Origin of the sequence: Listeria rocourtiae FSL F6-920, from assembly GCF_000525975.1 — a bacterium.
In the GTDB taxonomy this organism is placed as follows: domain Bacteria; phylum Bacillota; class Bacilli; order Lactobacillales; family Listeriaceae; genus Listeria_A; species Listeria_A rocourtiae.
Genome location: NZ_AODK01000015.1, coordinates 21,041 through 37,369, shown reverse-complemented (window position 1 = coordinate 37,369; position 16,329 = coordinate 21,041). Strand labels below are relative to the sequence as shown.

The window sequence follows — 16,329 nt, the reverse complement described above, 5'->3', positions numbered from 1 at the left end:
TCTCCCCCTATAAATGCTTCAGCGCCTCTCTTCGACTCAGCGGCGCCAAATCATGTGTCTCTACAAAATCAATCACCGCTTCTGAATCAAATTTAGCATATTGACGCAACGCCCAACCAATTGCCTTTTGAATGAAAAACTCCTCTGAACCCAGCCATTTTTCACAATTCGTAAATAGTAACATCGCATCTGTTTTTTCCTTATACTTCAATTGAAACAAAATCGCCGTGCGAGCCAACCAAATATCGTTACCATCAATCCATTTCGCATTATACGTAGAAATCAACTCTGGGTACACAGCAAAATGACCACCAACAAGCGTACTTGCTAATAAATCCACCGTATCCCACCAAGGCTCCGTTTGAATCAACTGCTCATAAAAATCAATCACATCCATCGATTGTTTCTTCACACTTTTCGTCAAAATATCAATTGCGATATAACAAAATTCCCGTTCCTCCTGCTCATACAATTTCTTTGCCACGGAAATTGTATCCTGTGGCTTCCCACACTCCGCTATAAAATTCCGATAAAGCACGCGTCGCTTAGGACTTCGTAAGCCAAGAAAAACAAACTGATTTCGCATATATTGCTCCATTGCCTGTTTCTGCTCAGAATTCGCATGTTCTCTCATATATAAAACCAACTGCTTCGTGTAATTATCCATTTGACTCCCTCTCTCAACAGTTTAATCTAAGCCAAGAATATCAGTACCTAAGTGCTCTGATCACTCCACCTATCCAGCAATTTTGTCTAAGAAAACATCGCGCGTTCTTTCTCCATACTGGCTATCATGAAATCCATATCATCTGGGTCTGGCCCCACACGTTTCCCACTCTCCAATTGCCCAATCCGCTTCATATCATCCGCATCCAAACGAAAATTAAACAATTGCGTATTCTCAAGTGTCCGCTTTGCACTGATAGATCGTGACATCGTAATCGTTTCTCGTTCCATATGCCACCGTAAAATCACCTGATCCACGTGAACATCGTGCTTTCGCGCAATTTCCCCAATCACTGGGTTTTGAAATAACGCACCTTTCGCGAGCGGTGACCAAGCTCCATGAGCAATGTCCTGCTCCGCTAAATAAGTTCGCAACTCATTTTGTGGCAATAGCGGATGCGTTTCTACTTGATTAATCGCCGGTTTCACATTCGCCTTCACAGCCAGATTCGCCAAATGATGCTCTTTAAAATTGGCCACACCAATCGCGCGTACCATTTTTTCCTCATATAAACGCTCCATCGCCCGCCACGTCTTTGTATACATCTCCGCCAATGGCCAATGAATCAAATACATATCTAAATAATCTACACCCAGATTTGCTAATGTATGCTCAAAAGCAGTTAGAACCTTATCATAGCCTTGATCCCCATTCCAAATTTTCGAACTAATAAATAACTCGTCACGCGGTACATCACTATGACCGATAGCTTGTCCAACCAATTTTTCATTGTTATAAACAGCTCCTGTATCAAACGACCGGTAACCGAATTCAAGCGCTTTTTCAATCGCACCAGCCACATGTTGCTGATCTGTTACTTGAAAAACGCCCATACCAAGATAAGGAATCATCACACCATTGTTTAAGCGATAACGTGATTGAAAGGAATTGACCATTGATAAAACCTCCTGCATTTATAGTTTAATCGATACTTTCCACCTTTTCTTTCATTAATACTTAAAATTCAGTATACAGAAAACCGCTCACCTTATCCATCAAAATGCAACTTTCATTCTTACATAACTAGGTGAAAAAACTGCAGCATTTTCTTCCTAAAAACATTCGCCCTCTTCCTAAACAAAAATCAGCCAACCACACCAAATAAATTAACAAATACCCGGTCACCTTGAAAACCCACCAAATAGCAATTGTAACCGATTTCAACTAGATTTTGCCTATTTATACTCAAAAAAAAGATACCTATTGACTCCATCCTATGTTAGTATGAATATGTAGTAAATTTCTATCCTTGTAATGATTTTTTTACGTATATTTTTTGTAAACATCCGCTCACGATACATCAGCGAAAAGTGAGCCCTATTATACTGGGAAAAATCACACAAAAAAGATCGGGGGAATTAAAAAATGGCTTTTAAAAACAAAAAGGACCGTTTTGCATCATTATTACATGACATGGCAGTAAATCTACGTGAGGGCGCCAATTACTTCGCTTCTTACAACATCGAAACTGGGGAAGACTTACATACTTTTTCGGAGAAGATGAAGGAATATGAAACGCACGGTGATTCACTAGTTCACAAAATGATTTTAGAACTAAACGATGCTTTCATTACACCAATCGAGCGCGAAGACATGTTAGAATTAACAAACCGATTAGATGACGTAATGGATGGCTTTGAACAGATTGCCTTCACATTCGAAATCTGTCATATCAAACGATTTGACGATTACATGCAAAAATTCATCGATGCAATTGAAGCAAGTACTGTTGAAATTGAAAAAGCAGTAGATCTCGTTTTCGATAAGAAATTAAAAGACGTACGCACACTAGCTATTAAAATAAAAAAACTACGAATCCATTTGTGATGAAGTATATCGTGAATCTCTCATTCAATTGTTCCAAAACGAAGAAAACCCAATCCGCCTAATCCGGATGAAAGAAGTGTATGAGAATTTTGAAGAAATCGCAGACAGTTGTCAAAGTGTAGCCAATACGCTTGAATCAATTGTTATGAAAAACGCGTAAGGGGTCGGCTAAATGGAAGGTATGTTATTTATAACGGTTGTCATTGTTATTGCAGCGCTAGCTTTTGACCTTATCAACGGATTTCATGACACAGCCAATGCGATTGCAACCAGTGTCTCAACGAAAGCATTAAAACCAAAACATGCAATTATATTAGCTGCGGTGATGAACTTTGTCGGTGCGATTTCCTTCACAGGAGTTGCCAAAACAATTACAAAAGACATTGTTGATCCATTCTCCTTACCACATGGCGACCTTGTTATTCTTGCAGCACTTATATCAGCAATAACCTGGAACTTAGTCACCTGGTACTTCGGTATCCCGAGTAGTTCCTCCCATGCTTTGATTGGCTCTATCGCGGGTGGTGCTATTGCCGCAGCGGGATTTGGCGCACTCGAATATAAAGGCTTTTTAACAATTATCATTGGCCTTATCGCGTCTCCATTCATCGCATTCGGGGTTGGTTTCCTACTTTATAGTCTATTCAAAGTGTTCCTGAAAAATTTAAATCTAACATCAACAAACCGTCGTTTCCGCTACATTCAAGTCGGAACAGCAGCACTCCAATCATACACACACGGTACAAATGACGCTCAAAAATCAATGGGTATCATCACGCTTGCCCTAATCGCCAATGGATTCCAACATACCGATGACGTTCAACTTTGGGTTCAAGTATCCTGTGCGATTGCGATGGCTGTTGGTACATCGATTGGTGGTTGGAAAATCATCAAAACAGTCGGCGGTAAAATCATGAAAATTAAACCAGTGAGCGGTGTAGCGGCAGATTTAAGTTCCGTATTCATCATCTTTGGGGCTACTTTCATTCATTTACCAGTAAGTACAACACACGTTATCAGCTCCTCCATCTTAGGTGTTGGAACAGCTCATCGTGTGAAAGGCGTGAAATGGGATACAGCACAACGCATGATTACCACATGGATTATCACGCTACCAATCTCAGCCGCACTAGCTGCAGCCGTCTACTTCCTACTAAAATTAATACTTGCTTAATTCTCAAAACTCGTTTCTCAAGTAGAAGCGGGTTTTTTTATGTTTTCTCTATTAAATAAAGGGAATAGTTTTAATGTAAGACTGTTAAAAATAATTGACTTAAAAATTGTATACTACGTCAGGAGATGAATAATATTATGCCGAGCTTTCACTTCCAAAAACCACTCGTCCTAAGAAAAGGCAACCCAATCGAAGTTAAAAATGAAAATGAAGAGATTATCGGAACCATCGAAAAAATTTCATCACGCATCTCTTTTCAAAACAACCAACCACTGTACAGCTATTCCATCGATGAAACAAAACAAGAATCGGCAACACTAACAATCGAAATTGGATGGCTCGGAGAAGACGGATCTTCCGTTGTGTACCACAATATTGAACCAAATTTTGATATCTCGCTTAAGGAAATCGCCGGTAGTGACCATAGTTTGCATATTCGCGGTTTAAAAGAAGACCACCGTATAGATATTATCCAGCCCGAACCAAAAGGGTTCATCAAAGTCTTGGTTGATCATACCGACACATGCCATATCATCATCGACCGTTCCTTATCAGGGAGTGCTGTATCTATCGAATACCAAGAAAATGATTATCTACCTCCCGCCTTCTTTTTACTTACTTCCTTCATTGTGCGCCTTATAAAAGAAGAATTCTAAGAAAATGCGGATGCAACCAGCTAAAAGAATGGTTGCATCCGCATTTTCTATCTCATCTATCAATATTCCTCGTCCATTTCTCCATCCAAGCTCCCCAACATCTTTGCAAGTATCGCATCGGCATGTTTCGACTGCACATCTGGATCATTATACACCTGAATAAAGCCCTCAATCCCCACATTGGCAAATTCAATCTCTTGTTCCGGCGAAAACAAATGAATCAACCCTGCTTCCAAAGCCTTAAAAAGCGCATCCAAATGATGTAACGGCCTAATATTCTGTTCCTCTTCCATTCTCTGCTCAAACACCTTAAACTCTCCCTGAATCAAGCTATTTACAAGACGCCGATCTTCTCTGCGCAACATTGGCTCTCCAGACTCCGCATCATAAGCCACCTTATTTTTAGCAACAAAAAACTCCAAACACAAAAGAGTTCCATCAAAAACTCCTCTAGAATCATTTGGAAACTCCATTTCCTGCATCACCAGCTCGAATTCTTTTCCCATATTTATCCTTCTTTCCTATTTTTAATCTATCGTATCTATAACTTGCTTTCAATATAACATGACACTAGTGTTCTAGCCAAACGAAAATCATCTACATGTTTTTATTAAAAATTCTATTGCATAATTACTCAAAAACATGTATTATTATATCCATCGAAAGAAGTTATAAATTATATGTTCATCTTTAATAGTTATTCATATAAATGCATAAACTATCAAGATGATATACATGATAAAGGAGTGTACTCATGATTAAAGGGAAGTTTTATCTCAAGTTAACCGCTATATTATTTATACTAATGATGGTATTTGCTAGCTTTTCTCCCGTTTTAGCAGTAGAAAAAGACACATCATTGGCCGATATTCAAAAAACTGGCCGCTTGGTGGTTGGTTTATCTGCTGATTATCCGCCATATGAATTCCATAAAACGATAAAAGGTAAGGACACAATTGTTGGATTTGACATTAGTATCGCTAAAAAAAATTGCGAAAGATATGGGAGTTACACTAGATATTAAAGAAATGGATTTCGACAGTCTCCTCCCTGCTTTAAAAACAAACAAAATTGACATGATCATCTCTGGTATGTCACCAACCCCCGAACGTCTAAAGGAAGTAGATTTCTCCGATCCCTACATGACCGTACAACAAAAAGTCGTGATTCGGAAAGCAGATGAAGATAAATTTAAAACAACAAACGACTTTCAAGGTGCAACAGTTGGAGCACAAAAGCAAACGACGCAAGAAGCACTTGCGCAAGATGAGCTCACAGGTGCGAAAGTCAAATCATTATCGAAAGTAACCACATTAATGCTTGAATTACAGCAAAAGAAATTGGATGCCGTTGTACTAGAGGGGCCGGTTGCTGATGCTTATATTTCACAATATGATGATTTGATGATATCTGATGTACAGTTTGTCAATGGTACGAAACAAACAGCAATCGCTATGAATAAAGGCACGACTTCGCTACAAAAAAAGTGTCAATGCCTCTCTTCAAGAAATAAAGGACAAGAACTTACTGAAAGAGTACCAAGAAGAAGCCAATAAAGCTATGTTTAAAGATGGTAACTTCTTCACACAGTATGGTTCTTATTACATTAAAGGAGCACTTTATACAATTGGAATCGCTGCTGTTGGCGTACTTTTTGGTTCTATTCTTGGTGCGCTACTTGCCCTAATGAAATTAGCTAAAACAAGATGGTTACGCTGGCCAGCAAACTGCTACATTGAATTCGTACGTGGAACGCCACTACTCGTTCAAATTTTCCTGGTTTATTTCGGAACAACAGCCGTATTCGGCGGACTCAACTTACCAGCAATTGTAGCCGGCTGTATCGCCCTGTCACTAAATAGTGCCGCCTATGTCGCAGAAATCATTCGTGCCGGAATTATGGCCGTTGATAAGGGACAAGAAGAAGCCGCACGTAGTCTTGGTATGACGAAAGTCGCAAGCATGCGCTATATTATTTTGCCACAAGCAATCAAGAATATTTTACCAGCACTTGGCAATGAATTTATTACCGTGATTAAAGAATCATCCATTGTATCCATTATTGGTATCACCGAGTTGATGTTTATGTCCGGAGTCGTTGCAGGAGCTAGCTTTAATGCCGTGCTACCATACGCAGTCGCGGCCGTAATTTACTTTATCCTAACATTCGGTCTATCCAGACTGCTAGGCGTTGCTGAAAGGAGAATGAGAACAAGTGATTAAAGTAACCAAACTACAAAAGCATTTCGATAAATTAGAAGTTTTAAAAGGTATTGATATAGAGGTAGAACAAGGTGAGGTGGTCGTTGTCATCGGCCCCTCAGGATCAGGAAAAAGTACCTTCTTACGCTGCCTTAATCTGCTTGAGCAACCGACTGGCGGCGTCATCCAATTTGAAGGCACTAACCTCACTGATAAAAACGTCAACATTAATGAATTGCGTCAACGGATGGGTATGGTGTTCCAAAGCTTCAACCTGTTTCCCCATAAAACAGTGCTTGAAAATCTAACTCTGGCACCACTAAAAGTAAAAGGTGAAACGGCTGAAAAAGCAAAAAAAACACGCCCTCTCCTTACTTGATAAAGTAGGTCTTGCAGATAAAGCAAACAGTTATCCATCGTCCCTATCCGGTGGACAAAAACAACGGGTTGCTATTGCGCGTGCTTTGGCTATGAATCCAGATGTGATGCTCTTTGACGAACCTACATCTGCGCTTGATCCAGAAATGGTCGGCGAAGTATTACAAGTTATGCAGAGTCTGGCCAAAGAAGGTATGACAATGGTCGTTGTCACGCATGAAATGGGCTTTGCCAAAGAAGTGGCCGATCGCGTCATCTTCATGGACGGCGGTTATATCCAAGAACAAGGCACACCTGAGCAAATTTTTACAAACCCACAAAACGAAAGAACACAAAGTTTCCTCGGAAAAGTGTTATAATAAATCAAAAAGAGGAATGCTGATTTAGACGCATTCCTCTTTATCTACATATGATGGAGGTTTTTAAATGAAGTTAGCGAAAAAATACCAGCAAGCACCTGTCAATATTCTTTCTCAAATCACGACTATCGCGAAAACAACACCTAATCTAATCGACTTTTCCATCGGCGATCCTGATCTGATTACCGATCAAGAAATCATCGAAGCATCCTTCCAAGACGTGAAAAACGGTCAAACCAAATATACCGAAGCATCTGGTGATCTCGAACTACTCAAAGCCATCTCTGAATTTTACGACCGCACGTATGATTTGCAATTTCCAACAAGCGAAATCCGTGCAACAGTAGGCGCATGTCATGGTATGTATCTGGCGCTACAAGCAATTATTGATGCGGGCGATGAAGTCATTATCCATGAGCCCTATTTTACGCCCTACAAAGATCAAGTTTTAGCAGCTGGCGGCGTACCTATTTTTATTCCCACCTATGAAAAAGACGATTTTGCGATTAATCTAGACATTTTAAAAGCCGCAATTACCGATAAAACAAAAGCCTTGATTCTAAACTCACCGAATAACCCAACAGGTGCAGTTTTCACAAAAGAAATTTTTGAAGATATTGCTGAGATTGCAAAAAAACACGATTTTTACATCCTATCCGATGAAGTTTACGATGGCTTTAGTTTTTACGAAAAATTCACACCGATGGCAAAATATGCACCAGAGCACACTATCACGCTCGGTAGTCTCTCGAAAAATTTTGCGATGACTGGTTGGCGCATTGGTTATATGATTGCAGGTAGTTACATTATCGAGGCCGTAAAAGGAATCAATGAAGGTATTACGTTCTCGGCCCCATCACCATCTCAGAGAGCCGCCATACACGCTTTAAATAACGCTGAGAAGTTTATACCCGTTGTCACAAAAACATTCCAAGAACGGCTGGAATACGTCGGAAAACGCGTTGCCGAGATACCTTACCTGTCAATCCACCCCGTCAAAGGCACAATATACGCCTTTATCAACATCAGCGGCTCTGGCATGACCTCCGTTCCGTTCTGCGAATATGTCCTAAAGGAAACCCAAGTCCTCTTAATACCTGGCTTGGCATTCGGAGACACCGGAGACAACTATGTCCGTCTGGCAGCAACACAAAACTTGGACGTATTAAAAGAAGCCTTTGACCGACTAGAAAAATTAACATTCTAATGACTAATAAGACCATGACGCGATGTCATGGTCTTGTCTTTTTACTAAATCATACTTTTTGCTGTTAAAGATAGGAATGAGGTCCTCTCACTTACACCGAAAAGCACTTAGCCTATTGTAGGAGCCATGGATACCTGCCAATTCGTAACCATCCGATCCATCTCTTCCGCCGTCAATGCATTAAATCCAATAATCTGATCCACCGAAATCGTCAAGCCTTTCGAAAAGCGGTTCACTCTTGATGCCGAAACACAGTTAATGTACACATCTTTCAACTTCACAACACTATGCGGAATTTCATCTGGAATATCCGTAATACCAATGATATAGCCAATTGATGTTACAAAAAGCACCGGCTCACCATGCTTCATTTGTTCAAATAACTCGACTTCTTTTATCGTATTTTCAATCATTCCAACCACTCCTCTAACTCTATTTACCCGCTAAAAATGCATCCAAATCCACAGCTTCAAATGAATCATAGACGCTTGTGCCTTCTGGGAAAACAATACCTTTTGTCACTTCATTTTTTACAACAATTACGTGTAATCCTGCACCAACCGCGGATAAAGAACCATTTCGCGAATCCTCCACAGCAACCGCTTCTTCTGGTTTCACGCCAAGAGCTTCCACTGCTTGACGATAAAGCGCTGGATCTGGCTTAATAACCTCCACATCATCTGCCGTCTGAATCGTTTCAAAATCCTCTAAGATTCCAAACTTCTCTAAAATCGGATCAACCCAAGCACGCGCTGAACTCGTTGCTAAGCCAATTTTGTAGCCATTATCTTTCGCATAATTGAATAAACGCATAAACCCATCACGCATCTCCAATTTGTCACGGCCATTGTGCACTTGCAAATCTATGTATTTCTGAAAAGCCGCCGCATCAAATTTTCCATTCGTTTGCTCCGCCATGTAGAGAAGAAGTGGCTCATCCGTGCTTCCCACCACTTTCTCATACACATCCATCGGCAAATTCATACCATAATGTTCCTGCAAATACTTCTGTGTTTCATCAAACCAAACCGCTTCCGTATCAATCATCGTCCCATCAAAATCAAAAACAAATGCTTTCATGAAATTCCTCCAACTCTCATATTTCGACCTCTTCATTATACCATACGAAATAGTTTCATCCTTCAAAAGAATATGACTTCCTAAAATAAGCTTGCATTTCACCCGAAAAACGAATATTATTGTAATTGTGATTTAAAACGTTCGTAATGAGACGAAAAATCATCTTTTTAACTATATAAGGGAGTGGAATTTCATGTTTCAACTAAAAGCTCACGGAACAGACGTCAAAACAGAGGTTATTTCAGGTTTTACAACATTTTTAACAATGGTCTATATAATCGTTGTGAACCCGGCAATCCTTTCAGCGGCAGGCGTTCCTTTTAACACGGTATTCATGGCAACGATTATCTCAGCTGTCATCGGAACACTCTGGATGGCACTATTCGCCAACTACCCAATTGCAATCGCACCTGGACTTGGGATGAACGCCTATTTCGTCACTGTTGTCACAACACAAAAATTAGACTACGCGATCGCATTCACCGCCGTTTTCGTAGCAGGTATTATTTTCTTACTACTATCCTTAACACCCTTCCGCGAAAAACTAATCACAGCAATCCCTCATACATTAAAAGCAGGGATTACTGCTGGTATCGGACTTTTCATCGCTTTTCTAGGTTTCCGGATGACAGGAATTATCGTAAAAAGTGATTCCAATCTAGTAGGACTTGGCGATCTTCACTCTCCAGAAGCCTTGCTAGCAATCACAGGACTTCTAATTACGCTAATTTTCCTAGCATTGAGGGTTAAAGGTGCCCTTTTCATCGGGATGATTTCAACCGGAATTATCGCCTTTTTCACTGGCGAACTGAAATTCAACGGCTTTATTAAAGTACCATCGATGCCTGATTTAGTCATCACAAATCCAATCCATGCATTCGGTGATGTAATTACGTATAGCCTTTATGGCGTTGTCCTATCATTCCTCTTAATCACCATTTTTGATACAACAGGAACAATGATTGGAGTTGCAAAAAGAGCTGGTCTCATGAAAGGTGAAAGTTTACCAAATGCCAAACATGCCCTGCTTGCAGATGCCGTTGCAACAAGTGTCGGCTCCATGTTCGGTACAACCCCAACAAGTGCCTACATCGAGTCCTCTGCTGGGGTTGCAACAGGTGGTCGTACAGGTTTAACGACGCTTACCGTTGCTGGATTATTCTTAGTTTCTGCCTTTTTTGCACCACTTGTTGGCGCAGTATCTGGTATTCCGGCAATCACTGCACCAGCGCTCATCATTGTTGGTAGCATGATGATTGGCGCTGTTAAGGAAATCGATTGGGATACGCTCGATGAAGCCTTCCCAGCCTTCCTAGTTATCCTTGCGATGCCGTTAACATCAAGTATTGCAATCGGTCTAGCTTTCGGATTTATCTCTTACCCAATATTAAAAGTTTTCACTGGGAAATGGCGTGAACTAAACTGGTTCGTCATCGTCATTGCGATTCTGTTCTTCATTCTAGTCGCGTTCTTACCACATTAAAAAAAAGGGCTGCATTCCAATTTAAACTTGGGATACAGTCCTTTTTAATATTCACCATTTTGACAAACAAATACACTTCCAACCATGCTATACTATAATTCGACATCTTAGAAGGGAGGGTTTTATTTTGGGATTTTTTGAAGCTTATATTTCTTTTTGGAAGAATTATGTGAATTTCACTGGCCGTTCATCGCGTTCAGCTTATTGGTATGTCATTTTGTGGAATGGGATTATTGTCAGTATTTTTTACATACTAATCCTAGTCTTCATAATCATAGCCACAACAACATCTACAATAAACGAACCAATCAGAGACTTTGCTTCTATCCTAACATCGGTCTCAAACTTACTTATCGTTGGATTCTTATTGTTATACATGCTAGCAACTTTCACTCCATTATTAGCTTTAATGATTCGTCGCTTGCATGACTCTAACAAAAGTGGTTGGTTGGTTTTGCTGGGCTTTATTCCATTTGTAGGCAGTATTATCATGATTATTTTCATGTGCCTGCCCAGCGAACCAGCAATTAGTAATGATTTTGACTTTTAATGTAGCAAGGAGGGCGTGAATATCGTCCTTTTTTTGTTTTTTTTCCATATTATTAGACATTCACCTTGTATATCTGCTATAAAGGAAAGAGATATTGAATAGAAAAGAGTGAGCCATTTGTGGAAAGCATTTTTTTAGCGGTATCGGAATTGCCGCACTAGTTATCGTTTTCGCGCTACTAACGACCGGGTACAGCATGTCATCATTGTTCTCTTTTGTATTAATGGTCTTAATTTTAGCGTCAATCATCTGTTCCGCGCTCGTATCAGTGGGCAGATCCGAAAATCCAAATCGCAAAATTCAATTACGATGGAGCATCTTACTGGCCGTTGCAGCGATTCCATCCTTCATCGGTTTCATAATTAGTTATTACTTCACGTGATAAAAGAGCCAAATTTGGCTCTTTTTTGTCATTTTATTTAAACGCTTCAATAAACGCTGGTACATATTCTGGTAAATCCGGTGGACGGCGGCTCGAAATAATATGTCCATCTGTCACTACTGCTTCATCATGCCAAATCGCGCCAGCATTCGTCATATCATCTTTGATACCAGGCGTGCTAGTAACGTTCACACCGTCTAGAATTCCTGCCGAAATAAGTACCCACCCAGCATGGCAAATTTGACCAATCGGCTTCTTTTTTTCATCAAAGTAACGCACAAAATCCAATACTTTATCAAAACGGCGTAATTTATCTGGCGACCAGCCTCCCGGAACCAAAATACCATCGTAATCCTCCACATGAATGTCCTCAAAACTCAAATCACTTGTTGCAGGAACACCATATTTTCCGTGGTATACTGTGCCAGCTTCTTCTCCAACTAAATGAACCTCTGCTCCAGCTTCACGAACACGTAAAACAGGATACCATAATTCTAAATCTTCAAAATCCTCACTAATTAGAGCGATTATTTTTTTGCCTTGTAATCTCATTTTATCGTCCTCCTTCAAAATTTGCTTGCTCCAAGTATAACAGTCGAAGTGATTTGCTTGAAGTAATTTGCTTGAAGGGATTCATCGGCTCCTAGTGAGTCAGATTCCGTATCAGGTAGATGGCCGGACATGAAATTTTAATGAACGAATGCTCGCTGCGCTCGCACTCATGTTGCAACTGTAACTCACTTTGTTCGAACAGCTGCAACAAAAAAAAGCCCAGTCAGTTGACTGGGCACGCCATCATGTTCGAATGTTTATGCTTAACGGGATGAGGCACAAACGAAAACTACATGGCAAATGAGATGAATGAAAACAAATAATGGTTATCGGTGCGAAATCATATGATAAACACAAGTGCTTAACATTTGGAAGATGGATACACCGAATTCCATTATAACCATGATAGGGTCTTATCCCCACAAAAATAGACAAGCATTGTATACTTTTGTCGAAATAAGAATTTACACCAAATGCAAGGTATATATATATATTACTTTTAATAGGCGAAAAAAGCAAGAGAACAAACTGTGTAATTTTTGTGACTAAAATAATTTGTTTTATAGATTTTTATATGGCATTTCGCGAAAAAAGCGCTTACTTAACAACTTTTTTGGTTGTATCTAGTTATTGCGTGAATTCTTACGTATAATTTTTCGCTTTGGTATACGAACAGAGGCGAACAAAATTACAAAAAAAATAATTCCCCACTAAGACTGGGAAATTATTTTAGCCTGCAGAAAAACTACTTCACATGATTTTCGCAAAACCTCAGCGTATTTTTTCTTAATCGGCTAATTGTATAATCATATTACAAATAATTGCTACAATTGGAATCAACGCAAATAATCCCCATGACCAGTTACCTCGGTGCGATTTTGTTGTCTTTGCTTGCTCCAGCTCATTTACTTGTTGACGTAAACTCAATACTTCGAGTTCTAAGTCTTGCACTTTATCCTCAAGGTCATACAATCTTTCTTCCATGACTATCCCTCTTTCCGTCCGCTTTAATAGCTTTATTATATCTCAAATTTCTGCTCCATGTCATCATACCATAGTCTGATTAACCTAATAATAGTAATTACTCGCAGGCTTTGCTACAATAAGATAAATAGCTTTAATGGGGTGAAAAAATGGATATCCATACGGAAGAAGCCATTGTAAAATTAATTCTTCATGGCGGAAATACACGAAAAGAAGCTTATGCTGCCATAACGGCCGCTGAAAACTATCATTTTGAAGAGGCGACATCTCATTTGCGAGAGGCAGAAGCACAATTCTTAGAAGGACACGCTTGGCAAACAAAGCTGGTTTCTCGTCGTAGCTCTGATAAGGAAATAACACCATCTTTTTTATTGGTTCACGGTCAAGATCATTTGATGACCGCACAGGCCGAACTTAATTTAGCAAAACAAATCGTTCGCCAATATGAAAAGCAGAGTAAACTAGAAGCACGCATCACAAAGCTAGAGAATAACTAAAAAAAGATACGAAGATAAGTCCGCCACACCGTTTATTCGATGTTGCTAACTTATCCACGTATCTTTTATCTTATACCGAGTGCAATCTTAGCATAGCGAGACATCCGATCTTTCGTCCAAGCCGGTGTCCACACAAGGTCCACTTTCGTATCTTTCACTTCTGGAATATCCGACATTGCTACACGCACCTGATCAGTCAAAACTCCGGCAAGCGGGCATCCCATCGTCGTTAATGTCATCGTTACTGTACAAAGTCCGTCCTCATCCAAGTCTACATCGTAAACTAGCCCAATATTAACAATATCGATACCTAGCTCTGGGTCGATTACTTGCTCTAACGCACCCATCAAATTCTCTTTTAGTTCTGCATCCATGAAGTAGTAGCCTCCTTTTGATTTCCTCACATTATTGTAACATAGTTGAGAATGATTTTCATTATAATTTTTCTTCTAAAAAGCCAACACCGGCTAACATTCCCTCAATCGAAATTTTGTGTTTCGCCTTTTCGTCTACCATAAAGGCGACATTATCCGACATATCCTCCTCAACCAGTACCTCATATAGCTTCTCACTATATTTAAATGGCACCACATCATCCGCTTTTCCATGCCAAATCATCAACGGGCGGTTTTTTTAATTTCGTAGGTGCTGCACTCAAATCATATGGTGCCAGCTCACGAATCCGTGCATCCACATCAAACGGAAACTCAACGCCCTGCTTCATGACACCCTCTGCAAGTGTCTTCGCAAAATGACCATAGTATGAACTTCCTGCGAGACATACCCCTACTTTTAACCAGTCATACTGCGCCAACATCCCGTAGCTCGTGATCGCTCCCATTGAAAATCCACCGACTGCAAGCCTCGATGTATCAATCAAACCCTCGGCATCTAGCGCATCTCTAAGTATAGGCAACTCATCAATATTCTCACGAACGGTATCCCAAAAATAAATCGCCTGCTCTGTTTCCGACTCATCTGCATATCTTTCTCCATGCATTCCCGCGTCTGGCAATATCACCCGCATGCCTCGTTGCGCTAATAAATAAGCGTACGGCAAATATAACTCCTTTTGCGATTGAAAACCGTGATAAAAAAAAGACAGTTGGTAATTTCTCAGTCGCATGTGTTGCGTCATAAACGTGTAAAACCGGAATTTCTTTTATCCACTTATGTTCCACTTCAATCATTGGTAAACCTCATTTCTATATGATTTATTAAGCTTCTGTAAAGCACTTAGGCGTTTACAAAGAGCGCCCGAACGTCTATCATAAAGGTACACTATCTATTCTATCACTTTATCAAAACAGGAACTAGATATACGAATTATGGAAAGAATGAGGAGACATATATGACAAAAAAAACTAATCGTTCTCGATCTCGATGGCACTGCTCTAAAAAAGTGACCAAACCATTTCAGATCGAACAAAAAAAAGTACTGGAACGTGCTCGAAAGAAAGGTCACGAAATCATGATTGCTACCGGTCGCCCCTACCGCATGAGTCATATGTATTATTATGAACTCGGCCTTGACACACCAATTGTGAATTTTAATGGTGCCGTATTTCATCATCCACGTGACATAAATTTTAGTAGTGCCTATCACCAAGCCATTGACTTAAAAACAGCGCATGAACTACTTGATTTTTCAACCAATTATGCGTTAGACAATATTGCTGCTGAAGTACAAGACAATGTGTTTCTGCGTGAACGAAATGCCAGTGTACCAGACATGTTTCAGCAAGGTAAAGATAATGTTTTTATCGGTGATTTACGAAACACAATCACAACCGATCCCACATCCCTACTGTTCTTTGCAAGCCATGAATTGTTACAAGAAGTTAGCAACCACATGGATTCACGGCTTTCCAACATCGTAACATACCGCAATTGGGGCGCAGAATGGCCAGCAATGGAAATGACAAAATTCGGCGTGCATAAAGCGATTGGGATTCAAGCTGCCAGCCGTTTCCTCGGTATTGATCGAAAAGACATTATTGCTTTTGGCGATGAAGATAATGATCTTGAAATGCTTGATTTTGCAGGCGTAGGCGTTGCAATGGGCAATGCGATTGATTCCCTTAAAAACGTAGCAAACACCGTAACACTCACTAACGAAGACGACGGAATCGCAGTATATTTAGAAGAAAACCTCGGCGTTTAAAGTCGAAAATCCCAACCTTGCGCTACAGAAACATTAATATCTAATCTTACAAAGTTTCAAAAAGCGCTAAAAAGCTACCAATCGAGCTTTTTAGCGCTTTTCATAAA

Annotated in this window: 14 protein-coding genes and 5 pseudogenes; 10 read left to right on the top strand and 9 right to left on the bottom strand. The window is 40.0% G+C overall.

What is annotated here, in order from left to right:
* Nucleotides 1–7: 7 nt before the first annotated feature.
* Nucleotides 8–634, bottom strand: coding sequence for a DNA alkylation repair protein (locus PROCOU_RS06125; protein ID WP_051994240.1), 627 nt, complete (start codon nucleotides 632–634; stop codon nucleotides 8–10).
* A gap of 119 nt (nucleotides 635–753) precedes the next feature.
* A complete protein-coding gene (locus PROCOU_RS06120; protein WP_036070516.1) occupies nucleotides 754–1,623 on the bottom strand; it encodes an aldo/keto reductase in 870 nt (289 codons plus the stop codon).
* A gap of 469 nt (nucleotides 1,624–2,092) precedes the next feature.
* Here PROCOU_RS06120 and PROCOU_RS06115 point away from each other — a divergent pair.
* From PROCOU_RS06115 to PROCOU_RS06105, 3 genes and pseudogenes are all read left to right on the top strand, one after another.
* Nucleotides 2,093–2,714, top strand: a pseudogene (locus PROCOU_RS06115) (DUF47 domain-containing protein).
* A 12-nt stretch (nucleotides 2,715–2,726) separates the two neighbouring features.
* Nucleotides 2,727–3,728 carry an inorganic phosphate transporter gene (locus PROCOU_RS06110; RefSeq protein WP_036070514.1) on the top strand — a complete coding sequence of 334 codons (1,002 nt, stop codon included), beginning with the start codon at nucleotides 2,727–2,729 and terminating at the stop codon, nucleotides 3,726–3,728.
* A gap of 137 nt (nucleotides 3,729–3,865) precedes the next feature.
* Nucleotides 3,866–4,384, top strand: coding sequence for a hypothetical protein (locus tag PROCOU_RS06105; RefSeq protein WP_036070512.1), 519 nt, complete (start codon nucleotides 3,866–3,868; stop codon nucleotides 4,382–4,384).
* A gap of 59 nt (nucleotides 4,385–4,443) precedes the next feature.
* Here PROCOU_RS06105 and PROCOU_RS06100 read toward each other — a convergent pair whose 3' ends face one another.
* Entirely contained in the window at nucleotides 4,444–4,890 is a 447-nt protein-coding gene (locus PROCOU_RS06100) for a hypothetical protein (protein WP_036070510.1), read from the bottom strand.
* 248 nt (nucleotides 4,891–5,138) lie between these two features.
* On the opposite strand from PROCOU_RS06100, the pseudogene PROCOU_RS06095 reads away from it, so the two are divergent.
* From PROCOU_RS06095 to PROCOU_RS06085, 3 genes and pseudogenes are all read left to right on the top strand, one after another.
* Nucleotides 5,139–6,607: pseudogene (locus PROCOU_RS06095) on the top strand (ABC transporter substrate-binding protein/permease).
* Nucleotides 6,600–7,323 (top strand): annotated as a pseudogene (locus PROCOU_RS06090) (amino acid ABC transporter ATP-binding protein). Before PROCOU_RS06095 ends, PROCOU_RS06090 begins: the two co-directional pseudogenes overlap by 8 nt.
* A gap of 67 nt (nucleotides 7,324–7,390) precedes the next feature.
* On the top strand, nucleotides 7,391–8,530 hold the full coding sequence (locus tag PROCOU_RS06085; RefSeq protein WP_036070507.1) for a pyridoxal phosphate-dependent aminotransferase: 1,140 nt from the start codon (nucleotides 7,391–7,393) through the stop codon (nucleotides 8,528–8,530).
* 107 nt (nucleotides 8,531–8,637) lie between these two features.
* Here the strand turns inward: PROCOU_RS06085 and PROCOU_RS06080 are convergent, their stop codons facing one another.
* Together PROCOU_RS06080 and PROCOU_RS06075 are read right to left on the bottom strand one after the other, a co-directional pair.
* Entirely contained in the window at nucleotides 8,638–8,928 is a 291-nt protein-coding gene (locus PROCOU_RS06080; protein WP_051994239.1) for a hypothetical protein, read from the bottom strand.
* A 34-nt stretch (nucleotides 8,929–8,962) separates the two neighbouring features.
* A complete protein-coding gene (locus tag PROCOU_RS06075; protein WP_036070502.1) occupies nucleotides 8,963–9,610 on the bottom strand; it encodes an HAD family hydrolase in 648 nt (215 codons plus the stop codon).
* A gap of 193 nt (nucleotides 9,611–9,803) precedes the next feature.
* On the opposite strand from PROCOU_RS06075, the gene PROCOU_RS06070 reads away from it, so the two are divergent.
* Together PROCOU_RS06070 and PROCOU_RS17090 are read left to right on the top strand one after the other, a co-directional pair.
* A complete protein-coding gene (locus PROCOU_RS06070) occupies nucleotides 9,804–11,093 on the top strand; it encodes an NCS2 family permease (RefSeq protein ID WP_036070500.1) in 1,290 nt (429 codons plus the stop codon).
* Nucleotides 11,094–11,220: 127 nt separating this feature from the next.
* Nucleotides 11,221–11,643: a DUF805 domain-containing protein gene (locus PROCOU_RS17090; protein WP_077913347.1), complete on the top strand. Its 423-nt coding sequence runs from the start codon at nucleotides 11,221–11,223 to the stop codon at nucleotides 11,641–11,643.
* Between the two features lie 415 nt (nucleotides 11,644–12,058).
* Here PROCOU_RS17090 and PROCOU_RS06060 read toward each other — a convergent pair whose 3' ends face one another.
* Nucleotides 12,059–12,577 carry a type 1 glutamine amidotransferase domain-containing protein gene (locus tag PROCOU_RS06060; protein WP_036070494.1) on the bottom strand — a complete coding sequence of 173 codons (519 nt, stop codon included), beginning with the start codon at nucleotides 12,575–12,577 and terminating at the stop codon, nucleotides 12,059–12,061.
* A gap of 786 nt (nucleotides 12,578–13,363) precedes the next feature.
* Nucleotides 13,364–13,561 (bottom strand): hypothetical protein, encoded by a 198-nt coding sequence (locus tag PROCOU_RS06055; RefSeq protein ID WP_036070491.1) that lies wholly within the window; start codon nucleotides 13,559–13,561, stop codon nucleotides 13,364–13,366.
* A gap of 149 nt (nucleotides 13,562–13,710) precedes the next feature.
* On the opposite strand from PROCOU_RS06055, the gene PROCOU_RS06050 reads away from it, so the two are divergent.
* A complete protein-coding gene (locus tag PROCOU_RS06050; protein WP_036070489.1) occupies nucleotides 13,711–14,058 on the top strand; it encodes a PTS sugar transporter subunit IIA in 348 nt (115 codons plus the stop codon).
* A 65-nt stretch (nucleotides 14,059–14,123) separates the two neighbouring features.
* Here the strand turns inward: PROCOU_RS06050 and PROCOU_RS06045 are convergent, their stop codons facing one another.
* Together PROCOU_RS06045 and yjfP are read right to left on the bottom strand one after the other, a co-directional pair.
* Nucleotides 14,124–14,432, bottom strand: coding sequence for a metal-sulfur cluster assembly factor (locus PROCOU_RS06045; RefSeq protein WP_036070487.1), 309 nt, complete (start codon nucleotides 14,430–14,432; stop codon nucleotides 14,124–14,126).
* 61 nt (nucleotides 14,433–14,493) lie between these two features.
* A pseudogene (yjfP, locus tag PROCOU_RS19045) lies at nucleotides 14,494–15,248 on the bottom strand (esterase).
* 177 nt (nucleotides 15,249–15,425) lie between these two features.
* Here yjfP and PROCOU_RS06035 point away from each other — a divergent pair.
* Nucleotides 15,426–16,222: pseudogene (locus PROCOU_RS06035) on the top strand (Cof-type HAD-IIB family hydrolase).
* Nucleotides 16,223–16,329: the final 107 nt, after the last annotated feature.

Excerpts from the sequence above, each read along its gene's own strand:
- PROCOU_RS06110 (WP_036070514.1), top strand. The coding sequence starts at position 2,727 with ATGGAAGGTATGTTATTTATAACGGTTGTCATTGTTATTGCAGCGCTA.
- PROCOU_RS06105 (WP_036070512.1), top strand. The coding sequence starts at position 3,866 with ATGCCGAGCTTTCACTTCCAAAAACCACTCGTCCTAAGAAAAGGCAAC.
- PROCOU_RS06125 (WP_051994240.1), bottom strand. The coding sequence starts at position 634 with ATGAGAGAACATGCGAATTCTGAGCAGAAACAGGCAATGGAGCAATAT.
- PROCOU_RS06075 (WP_036070502.1), bottom strand. The coding sequence starts at position 9,610 with ATGAAAGCATTTGTTTTTGATTTTGATGGGACGATGATTGATACGGAA.
- PROCOU_RS06060 (WP_036070494.1), bottom strand. The coding sequence starts at position 12,577 with ATGAGATTACAAGGCAAAAAAATAATCGCTCTAATTAGTGAGGATTTT.
- PROCOU_RS06100 (WP_036070510.1), bottom strand. The coding sequence starts at position 4,890 with ATGGGAAAAGAATTCGAGCTGGTGATGCAGGAAATGGAGTTTCCAAAT.
- PROCOU_RS06045 (WP_036070487.1), bottom strand. The coding sequence starts at position 14,432 with ATGGATGCAGAACTAAAAGAGAATTTGATGGGTGCGTTAGAGCAAGTA.
- PROCOU_RS06120 (WP_036070516.1), bottom strand. The coding sequence starts at position 1,623 with ATGGTCAATTCCTTTCAATCACGTTATCGCTTAAACAATGGTGTGATG.
- PROCOU_RS06055 (WP_036070491.1), bottom strand. The coding sequence starts at position 13,561 with ATGGAAGAAAGATTGTATGACCTTGAGGATAAAGTGCAAGACTTAGAA.
- PROCOU_RS06085 (WP_036070507.1), top strand. The coding sequence starts at position 7,391 with ATGAAGTTAGCGAAAAAATACCAGCAAGCACCTGTCAATATTCTTTCT.
- PROCOU_RS06070 (WP_036070500.1), top strand. The coding sequence starts at position 9,804 with ATGTTTCAACTAAAAGCTCACGGAACAGACGTCAAAACAGAGGTTATT.
- PROCOU_RS06050 (WP_036070489.1), top strand. The coding sequence starts at position 13,711 with ATGGATATCCATACGGAAGAAGCCATTGTAAAATTAATTCTTCATGGC.